Genomic DNA, 24,177 nt, shown 5'->3' on the forward strand with positions numbered 1-24,177 from the left:
GCGCCCAGTATAGGCGATCCTGGGGACCTTAAAAGGCGCCGGCGGGGTTATTGTGCAACGGCTTGTTTCCCGTCGCGGCTGAAGGCGGCGTCGATCAGACGCCGGGTGTAGGCGTCCTCCGGGTTCGCGAAGACCCGGTCGGTGTCGCCGTGCTCCACCACCTTGCCGTGGCGCATCACCAGCAGGCGATGGCTGATGGCGCGCACCACTTTCAGGTCGTGGCTGATGAACACATAGCTGAGCCCGTGGCGGCGCTGCAGGGCCTTGAGCAGGTCCAGCACCTGGGCCTGGACGCTGCGGTCCAGGGCCGAGGTGGGCTCGTCCAGAATCAGCAAGTCGGGCTCCAGCACCAGGGCCCGGGCGATGGCGATGCGCTGGCGCTGGCCGCCGGAGAATTCATGGGGGTAGCGGTCGCCGCTGTCCGCCGGCAGGCCCACCTCGGCGAGCAGGTCGCGGACCCGGGCGGCGCGCTGGGCGGCGTCCAGCTCCTTGTGGTGCACGCGCAGCCCTTCCTCCACCGCCTGGGAGACGGTCAGGCGCGGATTGAGGCTGCCGTAGGGGTCCTGGAACACCACCTGCATGTGGCGGCGCCAGGGGCGCAGGGCGCGGCCGCCCAGCTCATGGAGCGGCTGATCCAGCAGCACCACCTTGCCCCGGGCCTGGATCAGACGCAGCAGGGCCAGGGCCACGGTGGACTTGCCGGAGCCGGATTCACCCACCACGCCCAGGGTCTCGCCGCGGTGCACCTGGAAGGACACGCCATCCACCGCCGCCACGGTATCCCGGCGTCCCAGCCAGCCCTGGCGGCGGCCGGGAAAATGCACCGCCAGATCGTCGGCGCGCAGCAGCACCGGCGGGTCGGCGGGCAGGGGATCGGGCCGGCCGGCGGGTTCGGCGTCCAGCAGGTGGCGGGTGTAGGCGTCGCGGGGCGCGCTGAGCACCTCGCCGGTGGCGCCGCGCTCGACGATGCGGCCCCGGTGCATCACCGCCACGTCCTCGGCGAAGCGGCCCACCAGCCCCAAGTCGTGGCTGATCAGCAGGATGCTCAGGTGGCGTTCGCGCTGCAGGCGCTTGAGAAGATCCAGAATGGTTTCCTGGATGGTCACGTCCAGGGCGGTGGTGGGCTCGTCGGCGATCAGCAGTTGCGGGTCGTTGGCCAGGGCCATGGCGATCATCACCCGTTGTCGCTGGCCACCGCTGAGCTGGTGGGGATAGCGCGCCAGCATGTCCTCGCTGGCCGGCAGCTCCACCTGTTCCAGCAGCTCCAGGCAGCGCCGGCGCACCGCCTCGCGGCCCAGCCGCTGGTGCACGCGGATCGCTTCGCCGATCTGTTTCTCCACTTTGTGCAGCGGGTTCAGGGCGGTCAGCGGTTCCTGAAAGATGGTGCCGACGCGGCCGCCGCGCAAGGCCCGCCGCCGTGCTTCCGGCCAGCCCAGCACGTCCTCGCCCTCCAGGGTCAGGGCGTCCGCCCGGCGGGTGGCGCCGGGCGGCAGCAGGTCGATCACCGACAGGGCGGTGAGCGACTTGCCGGAGCCGGATTCCCCCACCAGGGCCAGCATCCGCCCGGCCTCGATGTCCAGGTCCACGCCGTCCACCGCCGGCCGCGCCGGGTCGTCGAACCAGATGCTCAGGTTGCGCACGCTCAGCAGGCTCATGACGTCTCTCCGGTGCCGGCCAGGTACTTGCGGGGGTCGAAGGCGTCGCGCACCGCCTCGCCCACGAACACCAGCAGCGACAGCATCAGGGCCAGGGTGACGAAGGCGCTGAGTCCCAGCCAGGGCGCGTGCAGGTTGGCCTTGCCCTGGCCCAGCAGCTCGCCCAAGGAGGCGGAGCCAGGCGGCAGACCGAAGCCGATGAAGTCCAGGGAGGTGAGCATGATCACCGAGGCATTGAGCACGAACGGCAGGTAGGTGAGGGTGGCCACCATGGCGTTGGGCAGCATGTGGCGGAACAGGATCACCGGCGTGCGCACGCCCAGGGCCTGGGCGGCGCGCACATAGTCCAGGTTGCGCGCGCGCAGGAACTCGGCGCGCACCAGGTCCACCAGGGTCATCCAGGAAAACAGCAGCATGATCACCAGCAGGGTCCAGAAGCCGGGCACCACGAAACTGGAAATCACGATGATCAGGTAGAGGATCGGCATGCTCGACCAGACCTCCACGAAGCGCTGCCCGGCCAGGTCCAGCCAGCCGCCGTAGTAGCCCTGCACGGCGCCCACCACGATGCCGATGGCACTGGCGGCGACGGTGAGAATCAGCCCGAACAGCACCGACAGCCGGAAGCCATGGATCAGCCGGGCCAGGACGTCGCGGCCCTGGTCGTCGGTGCCCAGCCAGTTGTCCGCCGAGGGCGGCGCCGGCGCCGGCACCTCCAGGTCGTAGTTGATGGTGTCGTAGCTGTAGCGCACCGGTGGCCACAGCATCCAGCCGTCCTCGTTGATCAGCTCGCTGACGTAGGGGTCGCGGTAATTGGCTTCGGTTTCGAACAGGCCGCCGAAGGTGGTTTCCGGGTAGACGTTGAACACCGGCATGTACAGCTCGCCCTGGTAGCGCACCAGGATCGGCTTGTCGTTGGCGACGAACTCGGCGCCCAGGCTGAGCACGAACAGCACCAGGAACAGATACAGCGACCACAGGCCCCGGCGGTTACGGCGGAAGGTGCGCCATTGGCGGCGCCAGATCGGGCTCAGCTCCATCAGCGTGCCCTCCGCTCGAAATCAATGCGCGGGTCCACCCACATGTAGGTCAGGTCCGACACCAGCTTCAGCAGCATGCCCAGCAGGGTGAAGATGAACAGGGTGCCGAACACCACCGGGTAGTCCCGGTTGATTACCGACTCGAAGCCCAGCAGGCCCAGGCCGTCCAGGGAGAAGATGTACTCGATCAGCAGCACGCCGGTGAAGAACATGCCCACGAACGCCGCCGGGAAGCCGGCGATGATGATCAGCATGGCGTTGCGGAACACATGGCCGTAGAGCACGCCTTTTTCGCTGAGCCCCTTGGCCCGGGCGGTCTGCACGTACTGCTTGCCGATCTCGTCCAGGAAGGAATTCTTGGTGAGCATGGTCAGGGTGGCGAAGTTGCCGATCACGATGGCCAGGGTGGGCAGGGTGATGTGATGGAAATAATCCAGGACCTTGCCGAAGGTGGAAAGCTGGTCGAAGTCGTCGGAGGTGAGCCCGCGCAACGGGAACCACTCCAGGTAGGAGCCGCCGGCGAACAGCACCACCAGCAGAATGGCGATCAGGAAGCTGGGGATGGCGTAGCCCACCACGATGGCGGTGCTGGTCCAGACGTCGAAGCGGCTGCCGTCGCGGACCGCCTTGCGAATGCCCAGTGGAATCGCCACCAGATAGGTGATCAGGGTGCTCCACAGCCCCAGCGAGATCGACACCGGCAGCCGTTCCGCGATCAGTGTGCTCACCGGTTTGTCCCGGTAGTAGGATTCGCCGAAATCAAACGTCAGATAGCGTTTGACCATCAGCCAGAAACGTTCCGGCGCCGGCTTGTCGAAGCCGTACAGCTTCTCGATGCGCGACACCAGCTCCGGCGGCAGGCCCCGGGAGCCCCGGTAATCGCCGTCACCGCCGCCGGTGAAGTCCGCGGTGGTGCCGGCGAAGCCGCCGCCGGTGCCGCCGCCGCCCAGCCCTTGCAGTTGCGCCAGGGCCTTCTCCACCGGGCCGCCGGGGGCCGCCTGCACGATCACGAAGTTCAGCAGCAGGATGCCGAACAGGGTGGGCACGATCAGTGCCAGGCGTTTGAGGATATAGACCAGCATCAGTCGGCGCTTTTATCCCACCAGAGATCCAGGGCGCCGAAGATCGGCACGTAGGGCGGCAAGGGCGGGTGCGCCAGGCCGGACCGGTAGGCGAAGCGGTGGTGGGGCGCGTACCAGTTGGGCACCACATAGAAGCCCCACTGCAGGGCCCGGTCCAGGGCCCGGGTGCGGATCACCAGTTCCTCGCGGGTCTTGGCGCGGATCACCTTGTCCACCAGGGCGTCCACCGCCGGGTTGCTGACGCCGGCGAAGTTGCGGCTGCTTTCCCGTTCGGCGGCCTCCGAGCTCCAGAAGCCGCGCTGCTCATTGCCCGGCGAGCTGGATTGCCCCCAGCCCTGGATCAGCATGTCGAAGTTGAACTGGCGCAGGCGCTGCACGTACTGGGACTGATCCACGCGCACCACGTTCGCGTCGATGCCCAGGGTCTTCAGATTGCGGGCGAACGGCAGCACCACCCGCTCGAAGGCCGGACGGAACAGCAGGAACTCGAACTTCACCGGCTTGCCGTCCGGGGTGTGCAGCTTGCCGTCGCGCACCTGGTAGCCGGCCTTCATCAGCAATTGCTGGGCATGGCGCAGGTTCTCCCGGGGGCGGCCGGAACCGTCGGACACCGGCGGTTGGTAGGCCTCGGTGAACACCCGGGGAGGCAGGTCGTCGCGGAGCGGTTCCAGCAGCTTCAGTTCCTCTTCGCCGGGCAGCCCGGTGGCGGCCAGGTCGGAGTTCTGGAAGTAGCTGCGGGTGCGCTTGTACTGGCCGTAGAACAGGTTGCGGTTGGACCACTCGAAGTCGAAGGCGTAGCCGATCGCTTCGCGCAGCACCGGGTCCTGGAACAGCGGCCGCCGGGTGTTGAATATGAAGCCCTGCATGCCCGCCGGATTGCTGTGGTTCACCTCCTCGGTGACCAGCCGGCCGCTGTCGAAGGCGTCGCCGGTGTAGGCGGTGGCCCACAGCTTGGAGTTGGTTTCCGTGCGCCAGCCGTAATCGCCGCGCTTGAAGGCCTCCAGGGCCACGGTTTCATCCAGGTAGTATTCGTAGATCACCCGGTCGAAGTTGTAGCGCCCGCGCATCACCGGCAGATCCTTGCCCCAGTAATCGTCGCGGCGCTGGTAGACCACCTGCTTGCCGGGCTTGAAGCTCTTGATCCGGTAGGGGCCGGAACCCATGGGCGGTTCCAGGGTGGCGTCGGCGAAGGTCTTGTCGTCCCAATAGTGCTTGGGCATCACCGGCAACTGGCCGACGATCATCACCAGCTCCCGGTTGTCGCCGGGTTTGAAGGTGAATTTCACTTTACGCTCGGACAGGGCCTCCACCTTTTCCACGTCGCCGTAGTAGTAGGCGTAGAAGGGCGCGCCTTCCTCGCGCAGCTGGCGGAAGGTCCAGGCCACGTCCTCGGCGCGCACCGGCTCGCCGTCGGCGAAGCGTGCTTCCGGGCGCAGGGTGAAGGTGACCCAGGAGCGGTCTTCCGGGTACTCCACCTTCTCCGCCAGCAGGCCGTACTCGGTGAACGGCTCGTCCAGGCTGCGGGTCAGCAGGCTCTCGAACAAGTGACCCTCCACGCCGCTGGCGGCGGTACCCTTGGGCAGCCAGGGCATGAAATTGTCGAAACCGCCCAGTTCGTGCAGGCGCAGGCTGCCGCCCTTGGGGGCGTCCGGGTTGACGTAGTCGAAGTGTTCGAAGCCGGGGCCGTATTTCGGCTCGCCGTGCATGGCGATGGCATGGGCGGTGATCACGTCCGCCCGGGCCGGGCCGGCCAGCACGGCCGGCATCAGAAGGAGGAGGGTAGCAAGGGACCGCATAGCGCCTGTCATCGTTATTGTGGACTCCTGAAAAGGGCCGGTGGCGTCACCATAGCCCAGGCCGTGTTATTCACCAATACCCGGACTGCGCGCGCCGCCGGAAGTTCAGGGCGCGCTGCGTACGTCCACGTACAGGGTCAGGCGGTCGCCGGGTTGCAGGTAGCGGTTGCCCTGCACGCCGTTGTTCCAGTCGCGAATCTGGCTCACGGACACGTTGAAGCGGTCGGCGATGGCGTACAGGGAGTCACCGCGACGCACGGAGTAGCGCACCTTGCGGATCATTTCCTGGCGGTCGGCGCCGGCCGGCGCGGCCGGGCCGTTCTCGGTCCACACCGCCAGGGTCTGGCCCACCCGCAGCGGATCGCCGGGGGCCATGTTGTTCCAGCGGGCCAGGGCTCGCACGCTGACGTCGTAGCTTCGCGCCAGCTCCCAGAGGGTGTCGCCGGCGGCTACCCGGTGGTCGACGCGCTGGCGGCCATCACGCTCGCGGCCCTGCTGCTTGGCCAGGCGGGCGTCGGCGCTGAGGGCGTACTGGTCCGCCGCCGGCTCCGGGATCAGCAAGGTGCGCCCGGCGATGATGGTGCTGCCGTGCAGATCGTTGATGTCGCGCAGCACCGCCGCCGTGGTGCGGTGACGCTTGGCGATCAGGCCCAGTGAATCACCGCGCTGGATGGTGTAGCGCAGCCAGCGCATGCGCTGCTCGGCGGGCAGGGCGGCGAGGCGCTCGCGGAAGTCGTCGGCCTGATCCACCGGCACCAGCAGGTCGGTGGGACCGTCCGGGGCGGTGGCCCAGCGGTTGAAGGCCGGGTTGAGCAGGTAGAGCTCCTCGGTGGAAATGCCCGCCAGGCTGGCGGCCTGGGCCAGATCGATCTGGCCGCCCACGTCCACGGAGGCGAAGTAGGGCTCGTCGTCGATGGGGTGCAGGGTGACGCCGTAGCGTTCCGGCTCGCGCACGATCTGCGCCACCGCCAGCAGTTTGGGCACGTAGGCGGTGGTTTCCCGGGGCAGGTTCAGGTGCCAGAAGTCCAGCGGTTCGCCGGCTTCCTTGTTGTGGCGGCGGGCCCGGGACACGGTGCCGCCGCCGGCGTTGTAGGCGGCCAGGGCGAGCAGCCAGTCGCCGTCGAAGCGGGCCGACAGCTTCTGCAGATAATCCAGGGCGGCGCGGGTGGAGCGTTTGATGTCCCGACGGCCGTCGTACCACCAGGTCTGGTCCAGGCCGAAATACTTGCCGGTGGAGGGGATGAACTGCCAGGGGCCGGCGGCGCGGCCGTGGGAATAGGCGAACGGGTCGAAGGCGCTTTCCACCACCGGCAGCATCACCAGCTCCAGGGGCATGTCCCGCGCTTCCGCTTCTTCCACGATGAAGTGCAGGTAGCGTTCCGAGCGGGTGGTGACGCGGGTGAAGTAGGACGGATGGCGGGCGTACCACTCGCGCTGGGCGCGTACCCGATCGTTGTCCACGTTCAGGTCCAGGCCATAGCCGGCGCGGATGCGCTGCCACAGATCCCGGTCCGGTTGGCCGGCGTGGTCCGGATTGCGCGGTTCCGGTTCGGCCATGCCGTTGGCCAGCTCGGGATCCTCCAGGGACGGTTCCGCCGCCGGCATGGGCGGCAGCTCGTCCACCTGGCGGGAGGATGATTGATCCGACGAAGCCGGCCCGGAAGGCGCCAGGGCACAGCCACTCCCCAAAAGCGTGAGCCCCAAGGCCACGCAACCCAGAAGTTTATTCATAACAACAATATACGAGCGAAATTTTACGTGGATTCTAGGCATCGCCCCCGCACGGGGCAAGAAAAAAGACCACCGTCGCGATGCGCTCCCCCGGAAATTCGATGGGCATCACAATGCCATATTCGTGCCGTTTTTTCCTGCCCGCCCGCCGTTCAGGCGGAATCCTTCCAGCGGCGCAGGGCGGCGAAACCGGCCACCGGGGTGTCCGGGCGCTCGCCAAAATGACGCTCGCAGGCCTGGCGCAGGGCCGGCTCGGCGGCGCGCAGGAAGGGGTTGGTGCGTTTCTCCTCGCCCACGGTGGAGGGCAGGGTGATGGTGTTCTGATCGCGCAATTCACGGACCCGGGCCAGGCGTTCGGCCACGGCGGCGTCCTCCGGGGACACGGCGGCGGCGAAGGACAGATTGGCCAGGGTGTACTCGTGGGCGCAGAACACCAGGGTCTGCTCGGGCAGGCCGGCCAGGCGGGTCAGTGAATGGTGCATCTGCTCCGGGGTGCCCTCGAACAGCCGGCCACAGCCGCCGGCGAACAGGGTGTCGCCGCAGAACAGCCAGCCCTGTTCCGGGGCGTGGAAGGCGATGTGCCCCAGGGTGTGGCCGGGCACGTCGATCACCTCCAGTTCCAGGTCCGGCGTGGCCAGGCGCACCCGGTCGCCATCGCGCAGCGGGTGGTCCATTTCCGGGATGGTTTCCCGGGCCGGACCGTACACCGGAATGTCCCGGTCGCGGCACAGGGCGCTCACGCCGCCCACGTGGTCCGGGTGGTGATGGGTGATCAGCAGGGCGCTGAGGGTCAGGCCCTCGCGGGCCAGCCAGGCTTCCACCGGGGCCGGGTCGCCGGGGTCCACCACCACGCAGTGGGCGCCGTCGTGAATCGCCCAGATGTAGTTGTCCGAGAAGGCGGGAATCGCCGTAGGGGCTTGCAGCATGACGTGTTACTCTGTGCTTGGGGTGCCCCGATGCTAACAGTCGGCAGGGAGAATGTCAGAAATGCAACTGCCTCCGCTTTCCCGTTCCCCGTTCCGTCGCCAGCCCGACGACATGACGCGGCGCTTCGATGCCTGGCTGGAGAGTGAAGCCGGCCAGGCGGTGCTGGACGCGGAACGGACCATGCTGGCGGACTGGCTGCCCAAGCTGGTGGGCCAGCGCGCCATGGAAATCAGTGGCGGCCGCGGCCGCGACATGCTGGCCGGCATCCGGCTGCCCTGGCGCTGCGCCGTGAACCCGGTGCATCTGGGCGGCGGCCCGGAGCCGGCCCCCGATGATGACCACGGCACCCGGCCGGTGCGGCTGGAGGCCTGCCCCCTGGCCTTGCCGGTGGCCAAGAACAGCGTCGACGTGGTGCTGCTGCATCACGGCCTGGAATTCCAGGACAATCCCCATCAGGTGCTGCGCGAAGCGGCCCGCTGCGTCGCCCCGGGCGGGGTGATCGCGGTGCTTGGCTTTCATCCGCTGAGTCCACTGGGGCTGGCGCGCTGGCTGCGTGGCGGTGACGGGCGGCCGGGCTGGAACGGACGCTACTTCCGACCCTACCGGGTCAGTGACTGGCTGCATGTGCTGGGCTTCGAGGTCGAAGGCCTGGCCGGCGGCTTCTATAATCTGCCGCTGGCCGACCGGGGCCGGGGGCGCCTGCGCTGGCTGGAATGGCTGGGGCGGCGTCTGTGGTGGCGTTTCGGCGGGGTCTATCTGCTGGTGGCGCGCAAGCGCGCGGCGATGATGCGACCGCTGGCCCCGCAGCGCGCCTTCAGCCGCCAGCGCCCCAAGGTGGTGTCGGTGCCGGTGGCCCGCTGGCGGCAGGAACGGAATACGGAGTAATTCTTGAAGCAGGTAGAGATATTCACCGACGGCGCCTGCCGGGGCAACCCGGGGCCCGGTGGCTGGGGCGCCGTGCTGCGCCACGGCAAGAGCGAAAAGGAACTGCACGGTGGCGAGCCGCACACCACCAACAACCGCATGGAACTGATGGCCGCCATCCAGGCCCTGGAGGCCCTGCGCGAGGAATGCGAGGTGCGTCTGACCACGGACTCCCAGTACGTGCGCAAGGGCATCACCGAATGGATGGCCAACTGGAAAAAGCGGGGCTGGAAAACCGCCGCCAAGAAGCCGGTGGTCAACCAGGATTTGTGGATGCGCCTGGACGAGGCCGCCGCCCGCCACCGGGTGCGCTGGCACTGGGTGAAGGGCCACAGCGGCCACCCGGAGAACGAGCGGGCCGACCAGCTCGCCAATCGCGGCATCGATGAGATGAAGGCACGGGCATGAGACAGATCGTACTGGATACCGAAACCACCGGCCTGGACCCTCAATCCGGGCACCGGGTGATCGAGATCGGCTGCGTGGAGGTGGAAAACCGCCGCCTCACCGGCAACAACCTGCACCTGTACATCAATCCGCAGCGTGATATCGACGAAGGCGCCCTGGAGGTGCACGGCATCACCACGGAATTCCTGGCCGACAAGCCCACCTTCGATCAGATCGCCAAGGAATTCATGGACTTCGTGCGTGGCGCCGAGCTGGTGATCCACAACGCGCCCTTCGACGTGGGCTTTCTGGACCATGAACTGAAGCGGCTGGGGCGCCAGTGGGGCACGGTGGCGGACGCCTGTGGCGTGCTCGACACCCTCAAGCTGGCCCGCGACCTGCACCCGGGCCAGAAGAACAGCCTGGATGCCCTGTGCCGCCGCTATGACGTGGACAACGGCCACCGGGAACTGCACGGCGCGCTGCTGGACGCGGAGATTCTGGCCGACGTCTACCTGGCCATGACCGGCGGCCAGACCCGGCTGTCCCTGGGCGCCGAGGGCGCCGACGACGGCGCCGGGGTGGCCGAGGCGATCCGCCGGCTGGCCGTGGACCGCCCCCGTCTGGCGGTGGTGCGGGCCGACCAGGGCGACGCCGAGCGGCACCGCGCCAAGCTGGCCGCCATCGCCGACAAGAACGGCCAGCGCACGCTGTGGGAAGAGTTGGAAGGCTGATCGCCGTTCAATGGTGCGGCGTGGTGTCCGCGTCCATGTTCAGCTCGCTGGGCTGGTGGTGCTCGATCCAGCCGTTCTCGTACATGTACTCGGTGGCCGGCTCCAGGGCCACGGCGGTCATCAGCAGGCCGGTGAGGCTCATGACGATGGTGTAGGGCAGGGCCATCACCACCATGCGCCCGTAGGACAGCCGCACCAGCGGCGCCAGGGCGGAGGTGAGCAGGAACAGGAAGGCGGCCTGGCCGTTCGGGGTGGCCACCGACGGAATGTTGGTGCCGGTGTTGATGGCCACGGCCAGCAGGTCGAAGGTGTCGCGATTGATCTCGTTGTTGACCAGCGCCAGGGCCACCTCGTCGATGTACACCGAGGCCACGAAGACGTTGTCGGACACCGCCGAGAGCACGCCGTTGGCCAGGTAGAAGGCGGAGCCCTGGGCGTCACGCTCCAGGGACAGCACGTATTCGATCACCGGCGCGAACAGCTGCTGGTCGGCGATCACCGCCACCACCGCGAAGAACACGGTGAGCAGGGCGGTGAACGGCAGCGCTTCCTCGAACGCCGCGCCCAGGCGGTGCTCCTCGATGATGCCGCAGAAGGCGGTGGCCAGGATGATCACGCTCAGGCCCACCAGGCCCACCGGGGCGGCGTGGGTGGCCAGGCCCACCACCAGCCAGACGGCGATCAGGCCCTGTACCACCAGGTTCACCTTGTCCCGGGTGGTGCGACGGCTTTCCTGCTCCAGGGCGGACTGGCGCATGATCGCCTGGACCTTTTCCGGGATCTCCTCGCCGTAGCCGAAGCTGCCGCTCCATTCCAGGAACAGACAGGTGAGCAGGCCGGACACCAGCACCGGCAGGCTGATCGGCGCCATACGCAGGAAGAACTCACCGAATTCCCATTGCGCCTTGGTGGCGATCAGCAGGTTCTGGGGTTCGCCCACCAGGGTGCAGACGCCGCCCAGGGCGGTGCCCACGGCGGCGTGCATCAGCAGGCTGCGCAGGAAGGCGCGGAAGCGCCGCAGATCCTCGCGGTGCAGCTCCTCCACGGCGGTGTCGTCGCCATGATCGTGTTTCTGTTGAAAATTCTTGCCCGATGCCACCTTGTGGTAGATGCCGTAGAAGCCGGTGCACACCGCGATCACCACCGCGGTGACGGTGAGCGCGTCCAGGAAGGCGGACAGCACCGCAGCGGCGATGGAGAACAGCAGGCTGAGCAGCATCTTGGAGCGCACCCCCAGCAACAGCCGGGTGAACATGTACAGCAGCAGATCCTTGAGGAAGAAGATGCCGGCCACCATGAAGATCAACAGCAGCAGCACCTCCAGGTTGCCCTCCACCTTGTGCAACACCGTGGCCGGGGTGGTCAGGCCGATCAGCAGGGCCTCGATGGCCAGCAGGCCGCCGGGCTGCAGCGGGTAGCATTTGAGCGCCATGGCCAGGGTGAAAATGAACTCCGCCAGCAGCAACCAGCCGGCGGCGACTTCCCCCAGTGTCCAGACCACGATCGGGTTGGCGATCAGAAAGGCGACGATGGTGTACTTGTACCAGGCGGGGGCTTGCCCCAGGAAATTCTGACCGAAGGCACGGCCGAGTTGGGCGGACATGGCTCTTCCTGCTTATTTATGAGTTGGCCTCGGATGGGCGGCGCAATAATAAGCACTTCCTTTGCCCGGGTACAGGGCGCGGTGCCCGTGCTTTGCTCCGGATCAAGGCGCGGGGCCGGTTTTCCGCTGTGCAGGGGTTAACAATATGCCGAGGAATCAGTTGCTTAGAGTTGAAAGTTGACGCATTGTTGAAGGCCGTGAGAAAGTGAAAACGCCGCTTGAACGGGGTTTTGCCGCGCCTTGCGCGCCCTTTTCGGGGCGTGTTCGGGCCGGCCGGGGATAATTTTCACCAGGGGTTTCGTAACGCATGGTCGCCATCACCAATACCACCTCCTTGACCTTCCTGAAGGAGGCCATCGACACCACGCTCAGCGAAGCCGAGGCAAGCCTCGAGGCGTTCGCCGAGGACCGCGGCGACGCCGCCGTCCTGGACCAGTGCGCCAGCGCCTTCCATCAACTGCGCGGTATTTCCCAGGTGCTGGAACTGAGCGCCGCCACCCTGATGAGCGAGGAGATGGAGCTGGCCACCGAGGCCCTCAAGCGCCAGCACGACCGGGTGCTGGTGCAGGCCCTGGGCAATGCCATCGTGCTGCTCGGGCGCTATTTCGAATACGTCCAGCTCAAGGACCGGGCCATGCCGGAGATGCTGATCGGCGGCATCAACGAGCTGCGCCGCGCCGGCGGCAAGTCCCTGATCCAGGAAAGCCATTTCTTCAGCGTCGATCTGTCCCGGGCCCGGGACCCGGTGCCGCCGGCGGGGGACCCGTCCGCGCTCGCGTCCCAGGGCCGGCGCCTGCGCCACATGTACCAGGTGGGCCTGCTGGGGCTGCTGCGCGGCCAGAGCCGGGACGCCCACCTCAAGCTCATGGCCCGCGCCCTGCAGCGGGTGGACGCCCTGTGCGGCGACTGCCCGCTGAGCCGGTTCTGGTGGGTGGCGCGGGCCGCCACGGAAAGCCTGGCCACCGACGGCATGGTGATCACCCCGGCGCGCAAGGCGCTGCTGGCCCAGTACGACCGCCAGCTCAAGAAGCTGGTGTACGACGGCGAGCGGGCCCTGGCCCAGGAAGCGCCGCTGCTGCTGATCAAGGAAAGCCTGTTCCTGGCCAGCCTGGGCTCCGGCGCCACGCCGGCGGCGGCGGAAGTACGCCGTGTGTTCGGCGTGGGCGGCCGCATCACCGACGCCGATCTGCAGCGGGAACTGGCCCTGATGACCGGCTCCCGGGGCTCGGTGATCCGCTCCGTGGCCGGCGCCCTGAAGGACGAGATCAACCAGATCAAGGACACCCTGGACCTGGCCGCCCAGGGCGTCGCCGACACCGATTACGGTGCCGTGGCCGGCGGCCTGCGCCGGGTCGCCAGCACCCTGGAAATGGTCGGCAAGGAACAGGAGGCCACGGCCCTGCGCGAGCGCGCCGGAGCGATCGCCGACTGGCCGGCGGACACCGAGGTGGACAGCGTCGACTTCCACGCCCTGGTGGACGACCTGCTGGCCGCGGAGAACACCGTGGCGAGCCTGGAGCGCAGCCTCGCGCCCAGCGACGACGTGCGCCGCGACGCCACCAACGCCAACATCTCCCTCTACCAGCTCGATGACGCCCGCATGACGGTGGTGGGGGAGTGCCGCGCCGGCCTGGCGCTGGCCAAGCGGTCCCTGGCCAGTTTCATGGAAAACCAGTGGGACCCGATGCACATCACCAACCTGCCGGGCACCTTCGCCACCACCTGCGGGGGGCTCATGTTCCTGGAGCTGGAGCGGGCCTGCCGGGTGATCGCCGCCTGCCGCCGGCACATCGAGGAGAAGCTGCTCAACGGCGACGAACCGCCGACCCAGCCGGCCATGGAAACCCTTGCCGACGCTCTCACGGGCATTGATTATTATCTGGAGAGCATGGAAGAACAGAAACCGATTGGCGAAGGGGTGCTCGACGTGGCCGAACAGGCGGTGGCCGAGCTCGGGTACCCGGCGACGGAGAACCCGAATGGCTGACACCCCGAACCCCATGGACCTGTCCGCCCCGGAACCTTCCCGGGCGGACGAGGCCTGGGTGTTCGTGATCCACGAGCAGCAGCTGTGCGTGGACACCGAGCAACATCCCGGACCGGGCATCCCGAGGTTGCCCGCCTTTCTGCTCCGGGGACACCCGGATTACCGTTTCCTCGGCCTGCTGCGCGACGAGCCCTGCTACGTATGCCTGCAGGCCGACCACGAGCTGGCCGACCGGCCGCTGTATCCGCTGTCACTGCGCCAGTTGCTGGGGCAGATGGACGAGGCCCTGTTCACCATGGCCGCCCGTGCCCTGCAGGTGATCAGCTGGCGCTACAACCACCGGTTCTGCAGCCGTTGCGGCACGCCCACCGAGCCCCACGCCACCGAGCTGACCATGGTCTGCCCGGCCTGCGACTACCGGCAGTACCCGCGCATCACCCCCTGCATCATCGCCCTGGTCACCGACGGCGACCACGCTCTGCTGGGCCACTCGGCGCGCTTCCCGGAAGGCTTCTATTCCTGCCTGGCCGGCTTCATGGAGGCCGGGGAGACCGCCGAGCAGGCGGTACGCCGGGAAGTGATGGAAGAGAGCGGGGTGACGCTGGGCGAGCTGCGCTACTTCGCCAGCCAGTCCTGGCCGTTTCCCCATTCCCTGATGCTGGGCTTTCACGCCGACTACGCCGGCGGTGAAATCCGCATCGACGATGACGAGATCACCGATGCCCGCTGGTTCCATTACAGCGAGCTGCCGGACATTCCTCCGCCGGGCAGCATCGCCCGGACCCTGATCGACCACTGGCGGGACAACCGATGAGCTTCAGCGTGGTGCCTTTTCTGATCCTGGCGGTGAGCCTGGTCCTGGTTCTGGTGGGCGCCTGGGTGCTGCTTCGCCACAAATGGGTATGGCAGTGGATCAAGGGCACCGCCGGCCTGGTGCTGGTGGCGCTGGCGGTCTATCTGGTGCTGGTGGCGCTCAATCTCTACAGCTTCCACGAGCTCAACGAGGAAACCCCGGTGGCCACCATCAGCTTCCGCGCCACCGGTGAGCAGAGCTACATCGCCACCGTCACCCGCGAGGACGGCGGCAGCGAGGACTTCCGCCTTAACGGCGACCAGTGGCAGCTGGATGCCCGCATCGTCAAATGGAAAACCCCGTTCACGCTGCTGGGTCTGAAACCCGGCTATCAGCTCGACCGCATCCAGGGCCGTTACTTCGCCCTGGAGGACGAGCGCTCCAAGGAACGCACCGTGTACAGCCTGAGCCAGAAGCCCCTGGGCATGGACGTGTGGCGCCAGGCCCGCGAGGGCTGGAGTTTCCTGGTCGATGCGCGCTATGGTAGCGCGGCTTATCTGCCCATGGCGGACGGCGCCATCTTCGAGGTGACCGTGCCGCCGGCGGGTGGCTTGATCGGACGACCGCTCAACGGCAGCGCCCAACGCGCCGTGGCGGGCTGGCAATAAACAGGACGGGTAACGGACACGGTGATCGATTTTCTTTATCAGTACGGCATGTTCCTCGCCAAGGTCGCCACCCTCGTGGTGGCGATTTTGATTGTGGTGGCGGGCATCGCCGCCACCGCCATGCGCAACCGCCAGCGCGCGCCCCGGGACGGGGAGCTGCGGGTACGCAACCTCAACGAGGATTTCGAGGATCTGCGCGACAGCATCAGCCACCAGGTGCTGCCCGCCGAGGAGCGCAAGGCGGACGCCAAGAAAAAGCGCAAGGAAGAGAAGGCCAAGGCCAAGCAACGCAAGAAGGCCGGTGCCGAGGCGAAGAACAAGCCGCGCCTGTTCGTGCTCGACTTCGACGGCGACATCCAGGCCAGCGACGTGGAGCGGCTGCGCCGTGAAATCACCGCGGTGCTGGAAGTGGCCAACAAGGACGACGAAGTACTGCTGCGTCTGGAAAGCCCCGGTGGCCTGGTGCACAGCTACGGCCTGGCGGCCTCCCAGCTGCGCCGCCTGCGTGGCCGGGGCCTGAAGCTGACCGTGGCGGTGGACCGCGTGGCCGCCAGCGGCGGTTACATGATGGCCTGCATTGGCGACCGCATTCTGTGCGCGCCGTTCGCGGTGATCGGCTCCATCGGCGTGGTCGCCCAGATCCCCAATTTCCACCGTCTGCTGCAAAAAAACGACGTGGACGTGGAGCTGATGACCGCCGGCGAGTACAAGCGCACCCTCACCATGCTCGGCGAGAACACCGACAAGGGCCGCGAGAAATTCCAGGAAGAGCTGGAGGAAACCCACCAGCTGTTCAAGAGCTTCGTGCGCGAGCACCGCCGCACCCTGGACATCGATACCGTGGCCACCGGCGAGCACTGGTTCGGCACCCGCGCCCGGGACCTGGGCCTGGTGGACGACATCATGACCAGTGATGAATACTTGCAGGGGCGCAAGGAGCACCTGGACATTTACGAGCTGAACTGGGAATACAAGCGCAAGCTGGCGGACAAACTGGGTTTTTCCCTGGAAGGCGCGGCGCAGCGTCTGATCGACCGTTTCTGGCACCGGGGCAGCCAGCGCCAGCTCCATTGATGCCCGACCAAAGGAGCGGACCCCCATGGGTTTCAAGGCACTGATCACGGAAAAGACCGACGACGGCTACCGCAGCCACGTGGGCGAACGGGAACTCACCGACCTGCCCGAGGGCGAGGTGCTGGTGCGGGTGGCCTGGTCGTCGCTCAACTTCAAGGACGCCCTGTCCGCCAGCGGCAACAAGGGCGTCACCCGCTCGTTCCCGCACACCCCCGGCATCGACGCCGTGGGCGTGGTGGAGGAGGCCGGTGCCGGCCCCTTCAGCCCCGGCGACGCGGTGATCTGCACCGGCTATGACCTGGGCATGAACACCGCCGGCGGCTACGGCGATTACATCCGCGTGCCCGCCGAATGGCTGGCGCCGCTGCCCGCCGATCTGAGCCCCCGGGACGCCATGCTGCTGGGCACCGCCGGCCTGACCGCCGCGCTGTGCGTGGAGGCGCTGCTGGACACCGGTCTGCAGCCGGAGCAGGGCGAGGTGCTGGTCACCGGCGCCACCGGCGGGGTGGGCAGCACCGCGGTCTCGATCCTGTCGCGGCTCGGCTTCACCGTGGTGGCGGTCACCGGTAAGGCGGACGCCCATGACTGGCTGCGCGAACTGGGCGCCGCCGACATTCTGGACCGGGACGCGCTCCTGGAAGGCCTCGACAAGCCGCTGCTCAAGCCGCGCTGGGCCGGGGTGGTGGACTGCGTCGGCGGCGACGCCCTGGTAAGCGCGCTGAAGGGCCTCAAGTACGGCTGCAGCGCGGCCTGTTGCGGCCTGGCGGGCTCCCCCAAGCTGGAGAACGCCACCGTGTTCCCGTTCATCCTGCGCGGGGTCAACCTGCTGGGCGTGGACAGCGTGGAGCTGCCCTGCGAGGTCAAGCAGCAGATGTGGCAGCTGCTGGCCAGCGACTGGCGCCCGGAGCTGGCCAAGCTGGAAGCCGCCGAGGTCACCCGCGATCAGCTGCCGGACTGGTTCGGCCGCATTCTCAAAGGCGGCGTGCGCGGGCGCGTGGTCGTCAAGGTCGCGGACTGAGCCAGGAGACCTCCGGTGGCCGAGAATCCCCCCTGGGCCAAACTGGCCCTGCAGCTGGACGGTGCCGGCGGTGCCGAGCCGTTCGTTCTCGGTGAGCGGTTGCCCGAACGCCGGGCGCCGGTCTGGGTGCACCTGGACTACACCGCCGAGGACGCCCACCAGTGGCTGCTGGCGCAGCCGTCCATTCCCGATGCCGTGGCCGAGGCCCTGGTCACCCCGGATACCCGCCCGCGGGCGGCGGAGGTGGGCGGCGGCCTGCTGGTCTACCTGCGCGGCGTGAACCTGTACCCGGACGCCCGTCCGGAGGACATGATCGCCATCCGGCTGTGGCTCAAGGACAACCTGATCATCAGCACCCAAAAGCGGCAGCTGTTCACCGTCACCGAAATCAGCGAGGGCCTGCTCAAGGGCGAGGGGCCGGCGTCCGGCTCGGAGCTGCTGGCCTGGCTGGTGGACGGCCTGACCTGGCGCATGGAAGACGTGATCGAGCGTCTCGAGGATCTGGTGGGCGAGTGCTCCGACGCCCTGGAGCACTCCCCGGACCGGGCCCTGACCCATGCCATCAGCGGCGTGCGCCGCCGCGCCATCGCGCTGCGGCGCTACCTGGCCCCGCAGCGCGAGGCGATCAACCGCCTGCAGGGCGATGCCCGCCTGAGCCGGGACGACGCCGAACTGATCCGCGAGGCCGGCGATCGCCTGACCCGCCTGGTGGAGGACCTGGACGCCGCCCGGGACCAGGCCACGCTGCTTCAGGAAGAGGTGTTCTCGGTGCAGAACGAGGCGATCAACGATCGCATGTACCTGCTGGCGATCATCAGTGCCATCTTTCTGCCCCTGGGCTTTCTCACCGGGTTGTTCGGCATCAACATCGGCGGCATGCCGGGCGTCGAGGACCCCAACGCGTTCTGGTGGTTCCTGGGCTTCCTGGGGGTGATCTCGGTGGGCTTGCTGCTGTGGATGGTGCGCCAGCGCTGGTTCGGGGATCGCGCCAGCAAGGCGGTGCGCCTGGGGCGGCTGGGGGTGCTGACGCGCACCTCCTGGTTACTGCGCAAGAAGTGAATCAGAAGGGGGCGCGGACTCCGGCCCGGCCGCTCCTACAGCAGTAGAATGCGCTAGGAGTGGCCGGGCGGCATACCGCTTTGGCCGCGATCTAGGCCGGCCGGCGCTGGTAAATCGGGCGCGGGTCGTGCACGTCGCCCTGGTAGGTCACGGTGAAGGGCCGCAGGCCGTTCTCCAGCGCTTCCTCGATGTCCCGGTCGGCGCGCACCTCGAAGGCGTTGAAGCCCACCCGGTGCAGATAGAACAGCTGGTCCTGAAGCACGTCGCCCACCGCGCGCACCTCGCCTTCGAAGCGGTAGCGGGTACGCAGTTCCCGGGCGTAGGAGTAGCCACGGCCGTCCTTGAACGCCGGGAAGTGAACCGCCACCAGCGACAGCCGGGGCAGGTCCTCGGCCAGGTCCGCCGGCTCCTCGCCGGGCTCCAGGCACACGCCCACCGGATCGTTGCGTTCCAGCAGGGTGTCGCGGTGGGCCTTCCAGTAGGCCAGCGGCACGATCACCGCGCCGCCGTCGGGCAGGCCGTCCGCTTCCAGCTGGTCGGCGTCGAAACGCACCCAGGTATTGTCGACGATCTCGCCGTCGAGGATGACCCGCTCGGGGTTGGCGTTAGCCATAGACGCTCTCCTTGAACGGGTCCATGCCGATGCGCTCGTAGGTGTCGATGAAGGGCTCGTTCTCCAGGCGACGGTCCACGTAGGTGTTGATGATCTTCTCGATCACATCGGTGACCTCGTGGGACTCGAAGGACGGGCCCATCTTCTCGCCGATGCGCGACACCTTGTCGCCACGGCCGCCCAGGGTGATCTGGTAGAACTCCTTGCCTTTCTTGTCCACGCCGAGAATGCCGATATGGCCGATGTGGTGGTGGCCGCAGGCGTTCATGCAACCGGAGATGTTGATGTCCAGCGGGCCCAGATCGTGCACGTAGTCGATGTCGTCGAAGCGGCGCTGGATGCCTTCGGCGACGGGCACGGACTTGGCGTTGGCCAGGGCGCACAGGTCGCCGCCGGGGCAGGCCACGATGTCGGTGAGCAGGCCCAGGTTGGGAGTGGCGAAGCCGAGCGCGTCCAGTTCCTTCCAGAGGGCGAACAGATCGTCCTTGGCCACGTCGGCGAGCACCATGTTCTGCTGGTGGGTGTTGCGCACCTCGCCGAAGCTGAAGCGGTCCGCCAGGTCCGCCAGTTTCTCGAACTGCTCGTCGCTGATGTCACCGGGGATGCGCCCGGTTTTCTTCAGGCTCACGGTCACCGCCCGGTAGCCATCGTGCTTATGGGCCCGGGTGTTGGTGTGGTACCAGCGGTTGAAGGCGCGGTTTTCGTCCAGGGCCCGGTCCACGGCGCCGGTGTCCTGGCCGTCCCGGTAGGCCGGGGCGGTGAAGCATTCGCGGATGCGCGCCACTTCGTCCTCGGTGAGGGTCATGGAGCCGTCCTTGAGCTCGGCGAATTCCGCCTCGGTGAGTTCGCGGAACCGTTCCGGACCCAGTGCCTTCACCAGGATCTTGATGCGCGCCTTGTACTTGTTGTCCCGGTTGCCGTACTTGTTGTACACCCGCAGGATCGCTTCCAGGTAGGCGAGCAGGTGCCGCCACGGCACGAACTCGCCGATCAGGGCGCCGGTCATCGGCGTGCGGCCCAGGCCGCCGCCGGCCCACACCTGGAAACCGGTTTCGCCGTCGTCGCCGTGCACCACCTGCACGCCGATGTCGTGCACGCCGATCACCGCCGGGTCCGCGTCCGGCACCGCGTTCACCGCGATCTTGAACTTGCGCGGCAGGTAGGCGAATTCCGGGTTGAAGGTGGACCACTGACGGATGATCTCGCACCAGGGGCGGGGATCCTCCACTTCGTGGGGATTGACGCCGGCGTACTCGTCGGTGGTGATATTGCGAATGCAGTTGCCGCTGGTCTGGATGGCGTGCATCTGCACCTTGGCCAGCTCGGCGAGGATGTCCGGGACTTCCTCCACCTGGGGCCAGTTGAGCTGAATGTTCTGGCGGGTACTGACGTGGGCGAAGCCCTTGTCATAATCCCGGGTGATGCCGCCCAGGGTACGCAACTGGGCGCTGGACAGCATCCCGTAGGGCACCGAGATACGCAGCATGGGCGCGTAGCGCTGGATATAGAGGCCGTTCTGCAGGCGCAGGGCAAGGAATTCGTCCTCGCTCAACTGGCCGGCCAGATAGCGCCGGGTCTGGTCGCGGTACTGGGCTACCCGCTCTTCCAGAAGCCGTTGATCGTAATCCTGATAAACGTACATGAGATACCGTTGCGCACTGTTTAATGCATTGATTCGTAAAGAGTAATCTCTTTACCCATCGGATTTGGGCGGGAATGTAGCAAAGCCCGCTTATACTTAAAAGAAATATATTGCTATATCTCTAGGCGTTCGGTGCATAAGCGGGCGGGGCAGGGCGGGGCGGATCAGCCGCCCTGGGCGGCGCTGAGCACCATGTTGACGACGATGAACATGCCGATGACGATGGCCACCACCACCACCACGTAGACGCCGATGTAGTCACCGGCCTTGCCCTTCTGGAAGTCGCGTTCCCGGTTGGCGCCGCTCTGCACGCCGAAAATGGCGGCCAGCACGCTGTGCACCACCTGAATGAAACGGGGACGTTGATCCGGGTCTTTTTGCTCGTTGTTGTTGCTCATGGTTACCTCAAACGGCGATCGGACGGGTCACAATTCAATGCCGGCCCAGCCCCGTTTGAGCCACAGCCCACACAGCAGCAGCGAGGTGATCAGCCGCTGCACCGCCTGGGCCAGCCAGATGCCGAGCAACCCGTAACCCAGCACCGGCCCGATGATATAGGCCAGCGGCAAAAAGAAAAACCACTGTACCGCCAGGGTGACGACCATCACCGAGCGCGCCGCGCCGGCGCCCAGCAGCGCCTGGGTGAAAACGATGGCGACGCCGTCCAGGCAGATCGCCAGGCCGGTGATCATCAGCGGCAGGCGGCCCAGTTCCACCAGCTCCGGCTGCTTGAGGAACAGCCCCAGCACCCAGTCCGGCGTCAGCCACATGGGCAGGGCCAGCAGGAACAGCAGCACGATGGCCACCCGGGTCACGTCCCAGCCCCAGCGATAGGCGTCGTCCGGATCGCCGCGCCCCAGGGCCTGACCCACCAGGGAGGCCGCCGCCAGGCCCAGACCGATGGCCGGCAGGATCAGGAACAGAATCAGGGTGATCAGGATGTGCGCCACCGCCACTTCCTCAGTGCCGACCCGGCCGATCACCCAGAACAGCAGGGTCAGGCCGCCGGCGAAGAAGAACTGCTGCACGCCGTTGGGCAGGCTGACCCGGAAGATATGGCGGAAGGTGAGTCCCGGCGGCCACTCGCGCAGGAAGCCGTGGGCGCGGCCATGGCGCCAGGTCTGCAGCAGGTACAGGGCGCTGCCGATGTACAGCGCCAGGCTGGTGCCGAGGCCGGCGCCGGCGGCGCCCAGGGCGGGCAGGCCCAGGTGGCCGAAGATCAGACAGTAGCTCAGCGCCACGTTGATCACATGGGTGATCACCAGGGTGCGCATGTACACCAGGGGGCGGTTGATGCCGTTCCAGTAGCCCCGGTAGCAGAAATTCATCGCCACCGCCCAGACGCTGAGCAGGCGCATGTCCAGGTAAGCGCTGCCGATGCGCGCCACTTCCGCGTCCGGGGCCAGCAGCCCCATGGCCGGCCGGCTGGCCAGCCAGAACAGCAGCGAGATCGGCACCGCCAGGGCGAAGCCCAGCACCAGGCCGGCATTGAGCGGCACCGCGTAATGGGCCTCGGCGCGCTCGCCCTTGCGGCGCGCCACCATGGCCTGGACCCCGGCGCCCAGGCCGATCACCACGCTGATCGACATGAAGGCGGCGTAACCGCCCAGGCCCACCCCGGCCAGGGCCTTGCCGCCCAGGCTGCCGACCATGGCGGCGTCCACCAGGTTGAGCAGGCTCTGGCTGGCCATGGCGGCCATGATCGGCAGGGCCAGAGCGAGAATGCGTCGGCTGCGGAGTAGCACGGATCGAAAGGGTCCCGGTCCAAGGAAGCGGGCACCTTAGCAGAAAGGCCGGTCCTACCCCAGTGATAGCGTGCGCCCATTGCAACCGGCGAGTACCTGACTAAAATAGTCAGGAAAGTGGCAACCGGGAATCGGCATGACCGAACCTCTTATCCGCATCACAGACTCCGCCCAGGAGTACCTGCGCGACCTGCTGTCCCGCCAGGATCAGGACGGCATCGGCGTGCGTATTTTCGTGGAACGCCCCGGCACCCCCCACGCGGAGTGCTGCATGGCCTACTGCCCGGATGGCGAGCAGGAAGACGAGGACGTGCGCTACGATTACGACGGCTTCCACGCCTTCATCGAAGGCAAGAGCGTGCGCTACCTGGAAGACGCCGTGATCGACTTCAAGAAGGATTCCATGGGCGGCCAGCTGACCTTCCGCGCGCCCAAGTCCCGGGTGCCGGACATCAGTCCGGACGCCACCCTGGAAGAGCGCATCAATTACATTCTGTACGCCGAGATCAATCCGAACCTGGCCGCCCACGGCGGCAACGTGCAGTTGCTGGAGCTCACCGACGAGAACGTGGCGATTCTCGAATTCGGCGGCGGCTGCCAGGGTTGCTCGGTGGTGGACGTGACCCTCAAGGACGGCGTGGAGCGGACCCTGATGGAGCAGCTCCCCGAGCTTACCGGGGTGCGCGACAAGACCGACCACACCGTGACCGAGAACGCCTACTACCAGTAAGCCCCGTCGACGGCTTCCAGGGCTGCTTATTGCGCCGGGCTGATCGCGGCTGAAGCCGCTCCTACCGCTCCGATCAAGCGGTAGGAGCGGCTTCAGCCGCGATACCATCCGGTGGCGCCAAGGCCCGTCGCGGGAACGGCCGGGCGGCGTCCCGCCTCACCGCGATTATCCCCCATTGAACCCTAGCCGCAGTTCGGCCGACGGCCCGCGGCCCGCGCCTGCTGGTAGATCGGCCGTACTTCCGGCAGCCGCGCCTGCAGCCCTTGGATGCGGGTTTCGTTGCTGGGGTGGGTGGACAGCAATTCCGGCGGCGCCGAGCCGCCGGCGGCGGCCATGTTCCGCCACAGATCGACGCTCTGTTCCGGGTTGAAACCGGCTTCCGCCATCAGTTGCAGGCCGACGACGTCCGCCTCCGCCTCATGCTTGCGGCTGAACGGCAGCTGCACGCCATACTGGGCGCCCACGCCCAGCAGGCCCATCAGGGTCTGTTTCTCGGCGCTGTCGCCACCGGCCAGGGCGGCCACCAGCTGGGTGCCGGTCTGGGTGGCATACTGAATCGACATGCGTTCGTTGGAGTGCTGGGCGATCACGTGGCCCACTTCGTGGCCGATCACCGCCGCCAGCTGGTCCTGGTTCTTGGCCACCTTCAGCAGACCGGTGTGCACGCCGATCTTGCCGCCGGGCAGGGCGAAGGCGTTGGCCGAATCGTCCTTGAACACGGTCACTTCCCACTGCTGGTCGGAATCCACCACGGCGGTGATGGCGTTGGCCACGCACTGCACGTAGCGGGCCTCCTTGGTACCGCTGACCGTGGGCTGCTCCTGCTTCATCTCGGAATAGGCCTGAACCCCCATCTGGTCCATCTCCGCGGCCGGCAGCAACAGAAACTGCTGGCGGCCCAGAGGCGAGGTGGCGCAGGCGGCCAGCAGCAGCACCGTCAGGGCGGGCAGGGCGAGACGTTTCATTGTA

General features: G+C 67.3%; 22 protein-coding genes. 10 read left to right on the forward strand and 12 right to left on the reverse strand.

From position 1 onward, the window contains the following. Nucleotides 1-47: 47 nt before the first annotated feature. The 6 genes from HMJ39_RS02660 to gloB form a co-directional block, all read right to left on the reverse strand. Nucleotides 48-1,655 carry an ABC transporter ATP-binding protein gene (locus HMJ39_RS02660; RefSeq protein WP_194296175.1) on the reverse strand — a complete coding sequence of 536 codons (1,608 nt, stop codon included), beginning with the start codon at nucleotides 1,653-1,655 and terminating at the stop codon, nucleotides 48-50. Then, nucleotides 1,652-2,695, reverse strand: a complete 1,044-nt coding sequence (locus tag HMJ39_RS02665; protein ID WP_194296176.1) for an ABC transporter permease — start codon at nucleotides 2,693-2,695, stop codon at nucleotides 1,652-1,654. The genes HMJ39_RS02660 and HMJ39_RS02665 overlap by 4 nt, the downstream gene beginning before the upstream one ends. Next, nucleotides 2,695-3,777, reverse strand: a complete 1,083-nt coding sequence (locus HMJ39_RS02670) for a microcin C ABC transporter permease YejB (protein WP_194296177.1) — start codon at nucleotides 3,775-3,777, stop codon at nucleotides 2,695-2,697. Before HMJ39_RS02670 ends, HMJ39_RS02665 begins: the two co-directional genes overlap by 1 nt. Beyond that, nucleotides 3,777-5,573 (reverse strand): extracellular solute-binding protein, encoded by a 1,797-nt coding sequence (locus HMJ39_RS02675; RefSeq protein ID WP_194296178.1) that lies wholly within the window; start codon nucleotides 5,571-5,573, stop codon nucleotides 3,777-3,779. The genes HMJ39_RS02670 and HMJ39_RS02675 overlap by 1 nt, the downstream gene beginning before the upstream one ends. A 105-nt stretch (nucleotides 5,574-5,678) precedes the next feature. Beyond that, entirely contained in the window at nucleotides 5,679-7,304 is a 1,626-nt protein-coding gene (locus HMJ39_RS02680) for a LysM peptidoglycan-binding domain-containing protein (RefSeq protein WP_194296179.1), read from the reverse strand. Nucleotides 7,305-7,456: 152 nt separating this feature from the next. Further along, nucleotides 7,457-8,230, reverse strand: coding sequence for a hydroxyacylglutathione hydrolase (gene gloB, locus HMJ39_RS02685; RefSeq protein ID WP_194296180.1), 774 nt, complete (start codon nucleotides 8,228-8,230; stop codon nucleotides 7,457-7,459). Between the two features lie 61 nt (nucleotides 8,231-8,291). On the opposite strand from gloB, the gene HMJ39_RS02690 reads away from it, so the two are divergent. From HMJ39_RS02690 to dnaQ, 3 genes are read left to right on the forward strand one after another with little or no spacing between them, the layout of a single operon-like run. Beyond that, a complete protein-coding gene (locus HMJ39_RS02690; RefSeq protein WP_194296181.1) occupies nucleotides 8,292-9,116 on the forward strand; it encodes a class I SAM-dependent methyltransferase in 825 nt (274 codons plus the stop codon). A 3-nt stretch (nucleotides 9,117-9,119) separates the two neighbouring features. Continuing rightward, nucleotides 9,120-9,563 carry a ribonuclease HI gene (rnhA, locus tag HMJ39_RS02695; protein WP_194296182.1) on the forward strand — a complete coding sequence of 148 codons (444 nt, stop codon included), beginning with the start codon at nucleotides 9,120-9,122 and terminating at the stop codon, nucleotides 9,561-9,563. Next, nucleotides 9,560-10,276 (forward strand): DNA polymerase III subunit epsilon, encoded by a 717-nt coding sequence (gene dnaQ, locus HMJ39_RS02700; protein ID WP_194296183.1) that lies wholly within the window; start codon nucleotides 9,560-9,562, stop codon nucleotides 10,274-10,276. The genes rnhA and dnaQ overlap by 4 nt, the downstream gene beginning before the upstream one ends. Before the next feature lie 7 nt (nucleotides 10,277-10,283). On the opposite strand, the gene nhaB is transcribed toward dnaQ, so the two are convergent. After that, nucleotides 10,284-11,879 (reverse strand): sodium/proton antiporter NhaB, encoded by a 1,596-nt coding sequence (gene nhaB / locus HMJ39_RS02705; protein ID WP_194296184.1) that lies wholly within the window; start codon nucleotides 11,877-11,879, stop codon nucleotides 10,284-10,286. A 307-nt stretch (nucleotides 11,880-12,186) separates the two neighbouring features. Between nhaB and HMJ39_RS02710 the strand changes: the two genes are divergently transcribed. From HMJ39_RS02710 to HMJ39_RS02735, 6 genes are read left to right on the forward strand one after another with little or no spacing between them, the layout of a single operon-like run. Further along, on the forward strand, nucleotides 12,187-13,866 hold the full coding sequence (locus HMJ39_RS02710) for a TraB/GumN family protein (protein ID WP_194296185.1): 1,680 nt from the start codon (nucleotides 12,187-12,189) through the stop codon (nucleotides 13,864-13,866). Beyond that, a complete protein-coding gene (gene nudC, locus HMJ39_RS02715) occupies nucleotides 13,859-14,680 on the forward strand; it encodes an NAD(+) diphosphatase (protein ID WP_228462109.1) in 822 nt (273 codons plus the stop codon). The genes HMJ39_RS02710 and nudC overlap by 8 nt, the downstream gene beginning before the upstream one ends. After that, a complete protein-coding gene (locus HMJ39_RS02720; protein ID WP_194296186.1) occupies nucleotides 14,677-15,327 on the forward strand; it encodes a hypothetical protein in 651 nt (216 codons plus the stop codon). The genes nudC and HMJ39_RS02720 overlap by 4 nt, the downstream gene beginning before the upstream one ends. Before the next feature lie 21 nt (nucleotides 15,328-15,348). Continuing rightward, nucleotides 15,349-16,401 carry a protease SohB gene (gene sohB, locus HMJ39_RS02725; protein WP_256245199.1) on the forward strand — a complete coding sequence of 351 codons (1,053 nt, stop codon included), beginning with the start codon at nucleotides 15,349-15,351 and terminating at the stop codon, nucleotides 16,399-16,401. Nucleotides 16,402-16,426: 25 nt separating this feature from the next. Continuing rightward, nucleotides 16,427-17,419 (forward strand): YhdH/YhfP family quinone oxidoreductase, encoded by a 993-nt coding sequence (locus HMJ39_RS02730; RefSeq protein ID WP_161385665.1) that lies wholly within the window; start codon nucleotides 16,427-16,429, stop codon nucleotides 17,417-17,419. 15 nt (nucleotides 17,420-17,434) lie between these two features. Next, nucleotides 17,435-18,478, forward strand: a complete 1,044-nt coding sequence (locus HMJ39_RS02735; RefSeq protein ID WP_161385664.1) for a zinc transporter ZntB — start codon at nucleotides 17,435-17,437, stop codon at nucleotides 18,476-18,478. A 91-nt stretch (nucleotides 18,479-18,569) separates the two neighbouring features. On the opposite strand, the gene HMJ39_RS02740 is transcribed toward HMJ39_RS02735, so the two are convergent. From HMJ39_RS02740 to HMJ39_RS02755, 4 genes are all read right to left on the reverse strand, one after another. Beyond that, nucleotides 18,570-19,091 (reverse strand): DUF934 domain-containing protein, encoded by a 522-nt coding sequence (locus HMJ39_RS02740; protein ID WP_161385663.1) that lies wholly within the window; start codon nucleotides 19,089-19,091, stop codon nucleotides 18,570-18,572. Then, nucleotides 19,084-20,733 (reverse strand): nitrite/sulfite reductase, encoded by a 1,650-nt coding sequence (locus HMJ39_RS02745; protein ID WP_194296187.1) that lies wholly within the window; start codon nucleotides 20,731-20,733, stop codon nucleotides 19,084-19,086. The genes HMJ39_RS02740 and HMJ39_RS02745 overlap by 8 nt, the downstream gene beginning before the upstream one ends. A gap of 164 nt (nucleotides 20,734-20,897) precedes the next feature. Beyond that, nucleotides 20,898-21,131, reverse strand: a complete 234-nt coding sequence (locus HMJ39_RS02750) for a DUF2970 domain-containing protein (RefSeq protein ID WP_161385661.1) — start codon at nucleotides 21,129-21,131, stop codon at nucleotides 20,898-20,900. Nucleotides 21,132-21,158: 27 nt separating this feature from the next. After that, a complete protein-coding gene (locus HMJ39_RS02755) occupies nucleotides 21,159-22,478 on the reverse strand; it encodes an MATE family efflux transporter (RefSeq protein WP_256245198.1) in 1,320 nt (439 codons plus the stop codon). A 136-nt stretch (nucleotides 22,479-22,614) separates the two neighbouring features. On the opposite strand from HMJ39_RS02755, the gene nfuA reads away from it, so the two are divergent. Continuing rightward, nucleotides 22,615-23,208, forward strand: a complete 594-nt coding sequence (nfuA, locus tag HMJ39_RS02760) for a Fe-S biogenesis protein NfuA (protein ID WP_161385660.1) — start codon at nucleotides 22,615-22,617, stop codon at nucleotides 23,206-23,208. Between the two features lie 182 nt (nucleotides 23,209-23,390). Here nfuA and HMJ39_RS02765 read toward each other — a convergent pair whose 3' ends face one another. After that, nucleotides 23,391-24,173 carry a M48 family metallopeptidase gene (locus HMJ39_RS02765; RefSeq protein WP_228462110.1) on the reverse strand — a complete coding sequence of 261 codons (783 nt, stop codon included), beginning with the start codon at nucleotides 24,171-24,173 and terminating at the stop codon, nucleotides 23,391-23,393. Nucleotides 24,174-24,177: the final 4 nt, after the last annotated feature.

The organism is Alloalcanivorax profundimaris, assembly GCF_015265435.1.
Taxonomy (GTDB): Bacteria; Pseudomonadota; Gammaproteobacteria; order Pseudomonadales; family Alcanivoracaceae; genus Alloalcanivorax; species Alloalcanivorax profundimaris.

What these genes read in the sequence shown, in the direction of transcription:
- HMJ39_RS02660 (WP_194296175.1), bottom strand. Translation starts at nt 1,655, where the DNA reads ATGAGCCTGCTGAGCGTGCGCAACCTGAGCATCTGGTTCGACGACCCG.
- HMJ39_RS02665 (WP_194296176.1), bottom strand. Translation starts at nt 2,695, where the DNA reads ATGGAGCTGAGCCCGATCTGGCGCCGCCAATGGCGCACCTTCCGCCGT.
- HMJ39_RS02670 (WP_194296177.1), bottom strand. Translation starts at nt 3,777, where the DNA reads ATGCTGGTCTATATCCTCAAACGCCTGGCACTGATCGTGCCCACCCTG.
- HMJ39_RS02675 (WP_194296178.1), bottom strand. Translation starts at nt 5,573, where the DNA reads ATGCGGTCCCTTGCTACCCTCCTCCTTCTGATGCCGGCCGTGCTGGCC.
- HMJ39_RS02680 (WP_194296179.1), bottom strand. Translation starts at nt 7,304, where the DNA reads ATGAATAAACTTCTGGGTTGCGTGGCCTTGGGGCTCACGCTTTTGGGG.
- gloB (WP_194296180.1), bottom strand. Translation starts at nt 8,230, where the DNA reads ATGCTGCAAGCCCCTACGGCGATTCCCGCCTTCTCGGACAACTACATC.
- HMJ39_RS02690 (WP_194296181.1), top strand. Translation starts at nt 8,292, where the DNA reads ATGCAACTGCCTCCGCTTTCCCGTTCCCCGTTCCGTCGCCAGCCCGAC.
- dnaQ (WP_194296183.1), top strand. Translation starts at nt 9,560, where the DNA reads ATGAGACAGATCGTACTGGATACCGAAACCACCGGCCTGGACCCTCAA.
- nhaB (WP_194296184.1), bottom strand. Translation starts at nt 11,879, where the DNA reads ATGTCCGCCCAACTCGGCCGTGCCTTCGGTCAGAATTTCCTGGGGCAA.
- HMJ39_RS02710 (WP_194296185.1), top strand. Translation starts at nt 12,187, where the DNA reads ATGGTCGCCATCACCAATACCACCTCCTTGACCTTCCTGAAGGAGGCC.
- nudC (WP_228462109.1), top strand. Translation starts at nt 13,859, where the DNA reads ATGGCTGACACCCCGAACCCCATGGACCTGTCCGCCCCGGAACCTTCC.
- HMJ39_RS02720 (WP_194296186.1), top strand. Translation starts at nt 14,677, where the DNA reads ATGAGCTTCAGCGTGGTGCCTTTTCTGATCCTGGCGGTGAGCCTGGTC.
- HMJ39_RS02730 (WP_161385665.1), top strand. Translation starts at nt 16,427, where the DNA reads ATGGGTTTCAAGGCACTGATCACGGAAAAGACCGACGACGGCTACCGC.
- HMJ39_RS02740 (WP_161385663.1), bottom strand. Translation starts at nt 19,091, where the DNA reads ATGGCTAACGCCAACCCCGAGCGGGTCATCCTCGACGGCGAGATCGTC.
- HMJ39_RS02745 (WP_194296187.1), bottom strand. Translation starts at nt 20,733, where the DNA reads ATGTACGTTTATCAGGATTACGATCAACGGCTTCTGGAAGAGCGGGTA.
- HMJ39_RS02750 (WP_161385661.1), bottom strand. Translation starts at nt 21,131, where the DNA reads ATGAGCAACAACAACGAGCAAAAAGACCCGGATCAACGTCCCCGTTTC.
- nfuA (WP_161385660.1), top strand. Translation starts at nt 22,615, where the DNA reads ATGACCGAACCTCTTATCCGCATCACAGACTCCGCCCAGGAGTACCTG.
- HMJ39_RS02765 (WP_228462110.1), bottom strand. Translation starts at nt 24,173, where the DNA reads ATGAAACGTCTCGCCCTGCCCGCCCTGACGGTGCTGCTGCTGGCCGCC.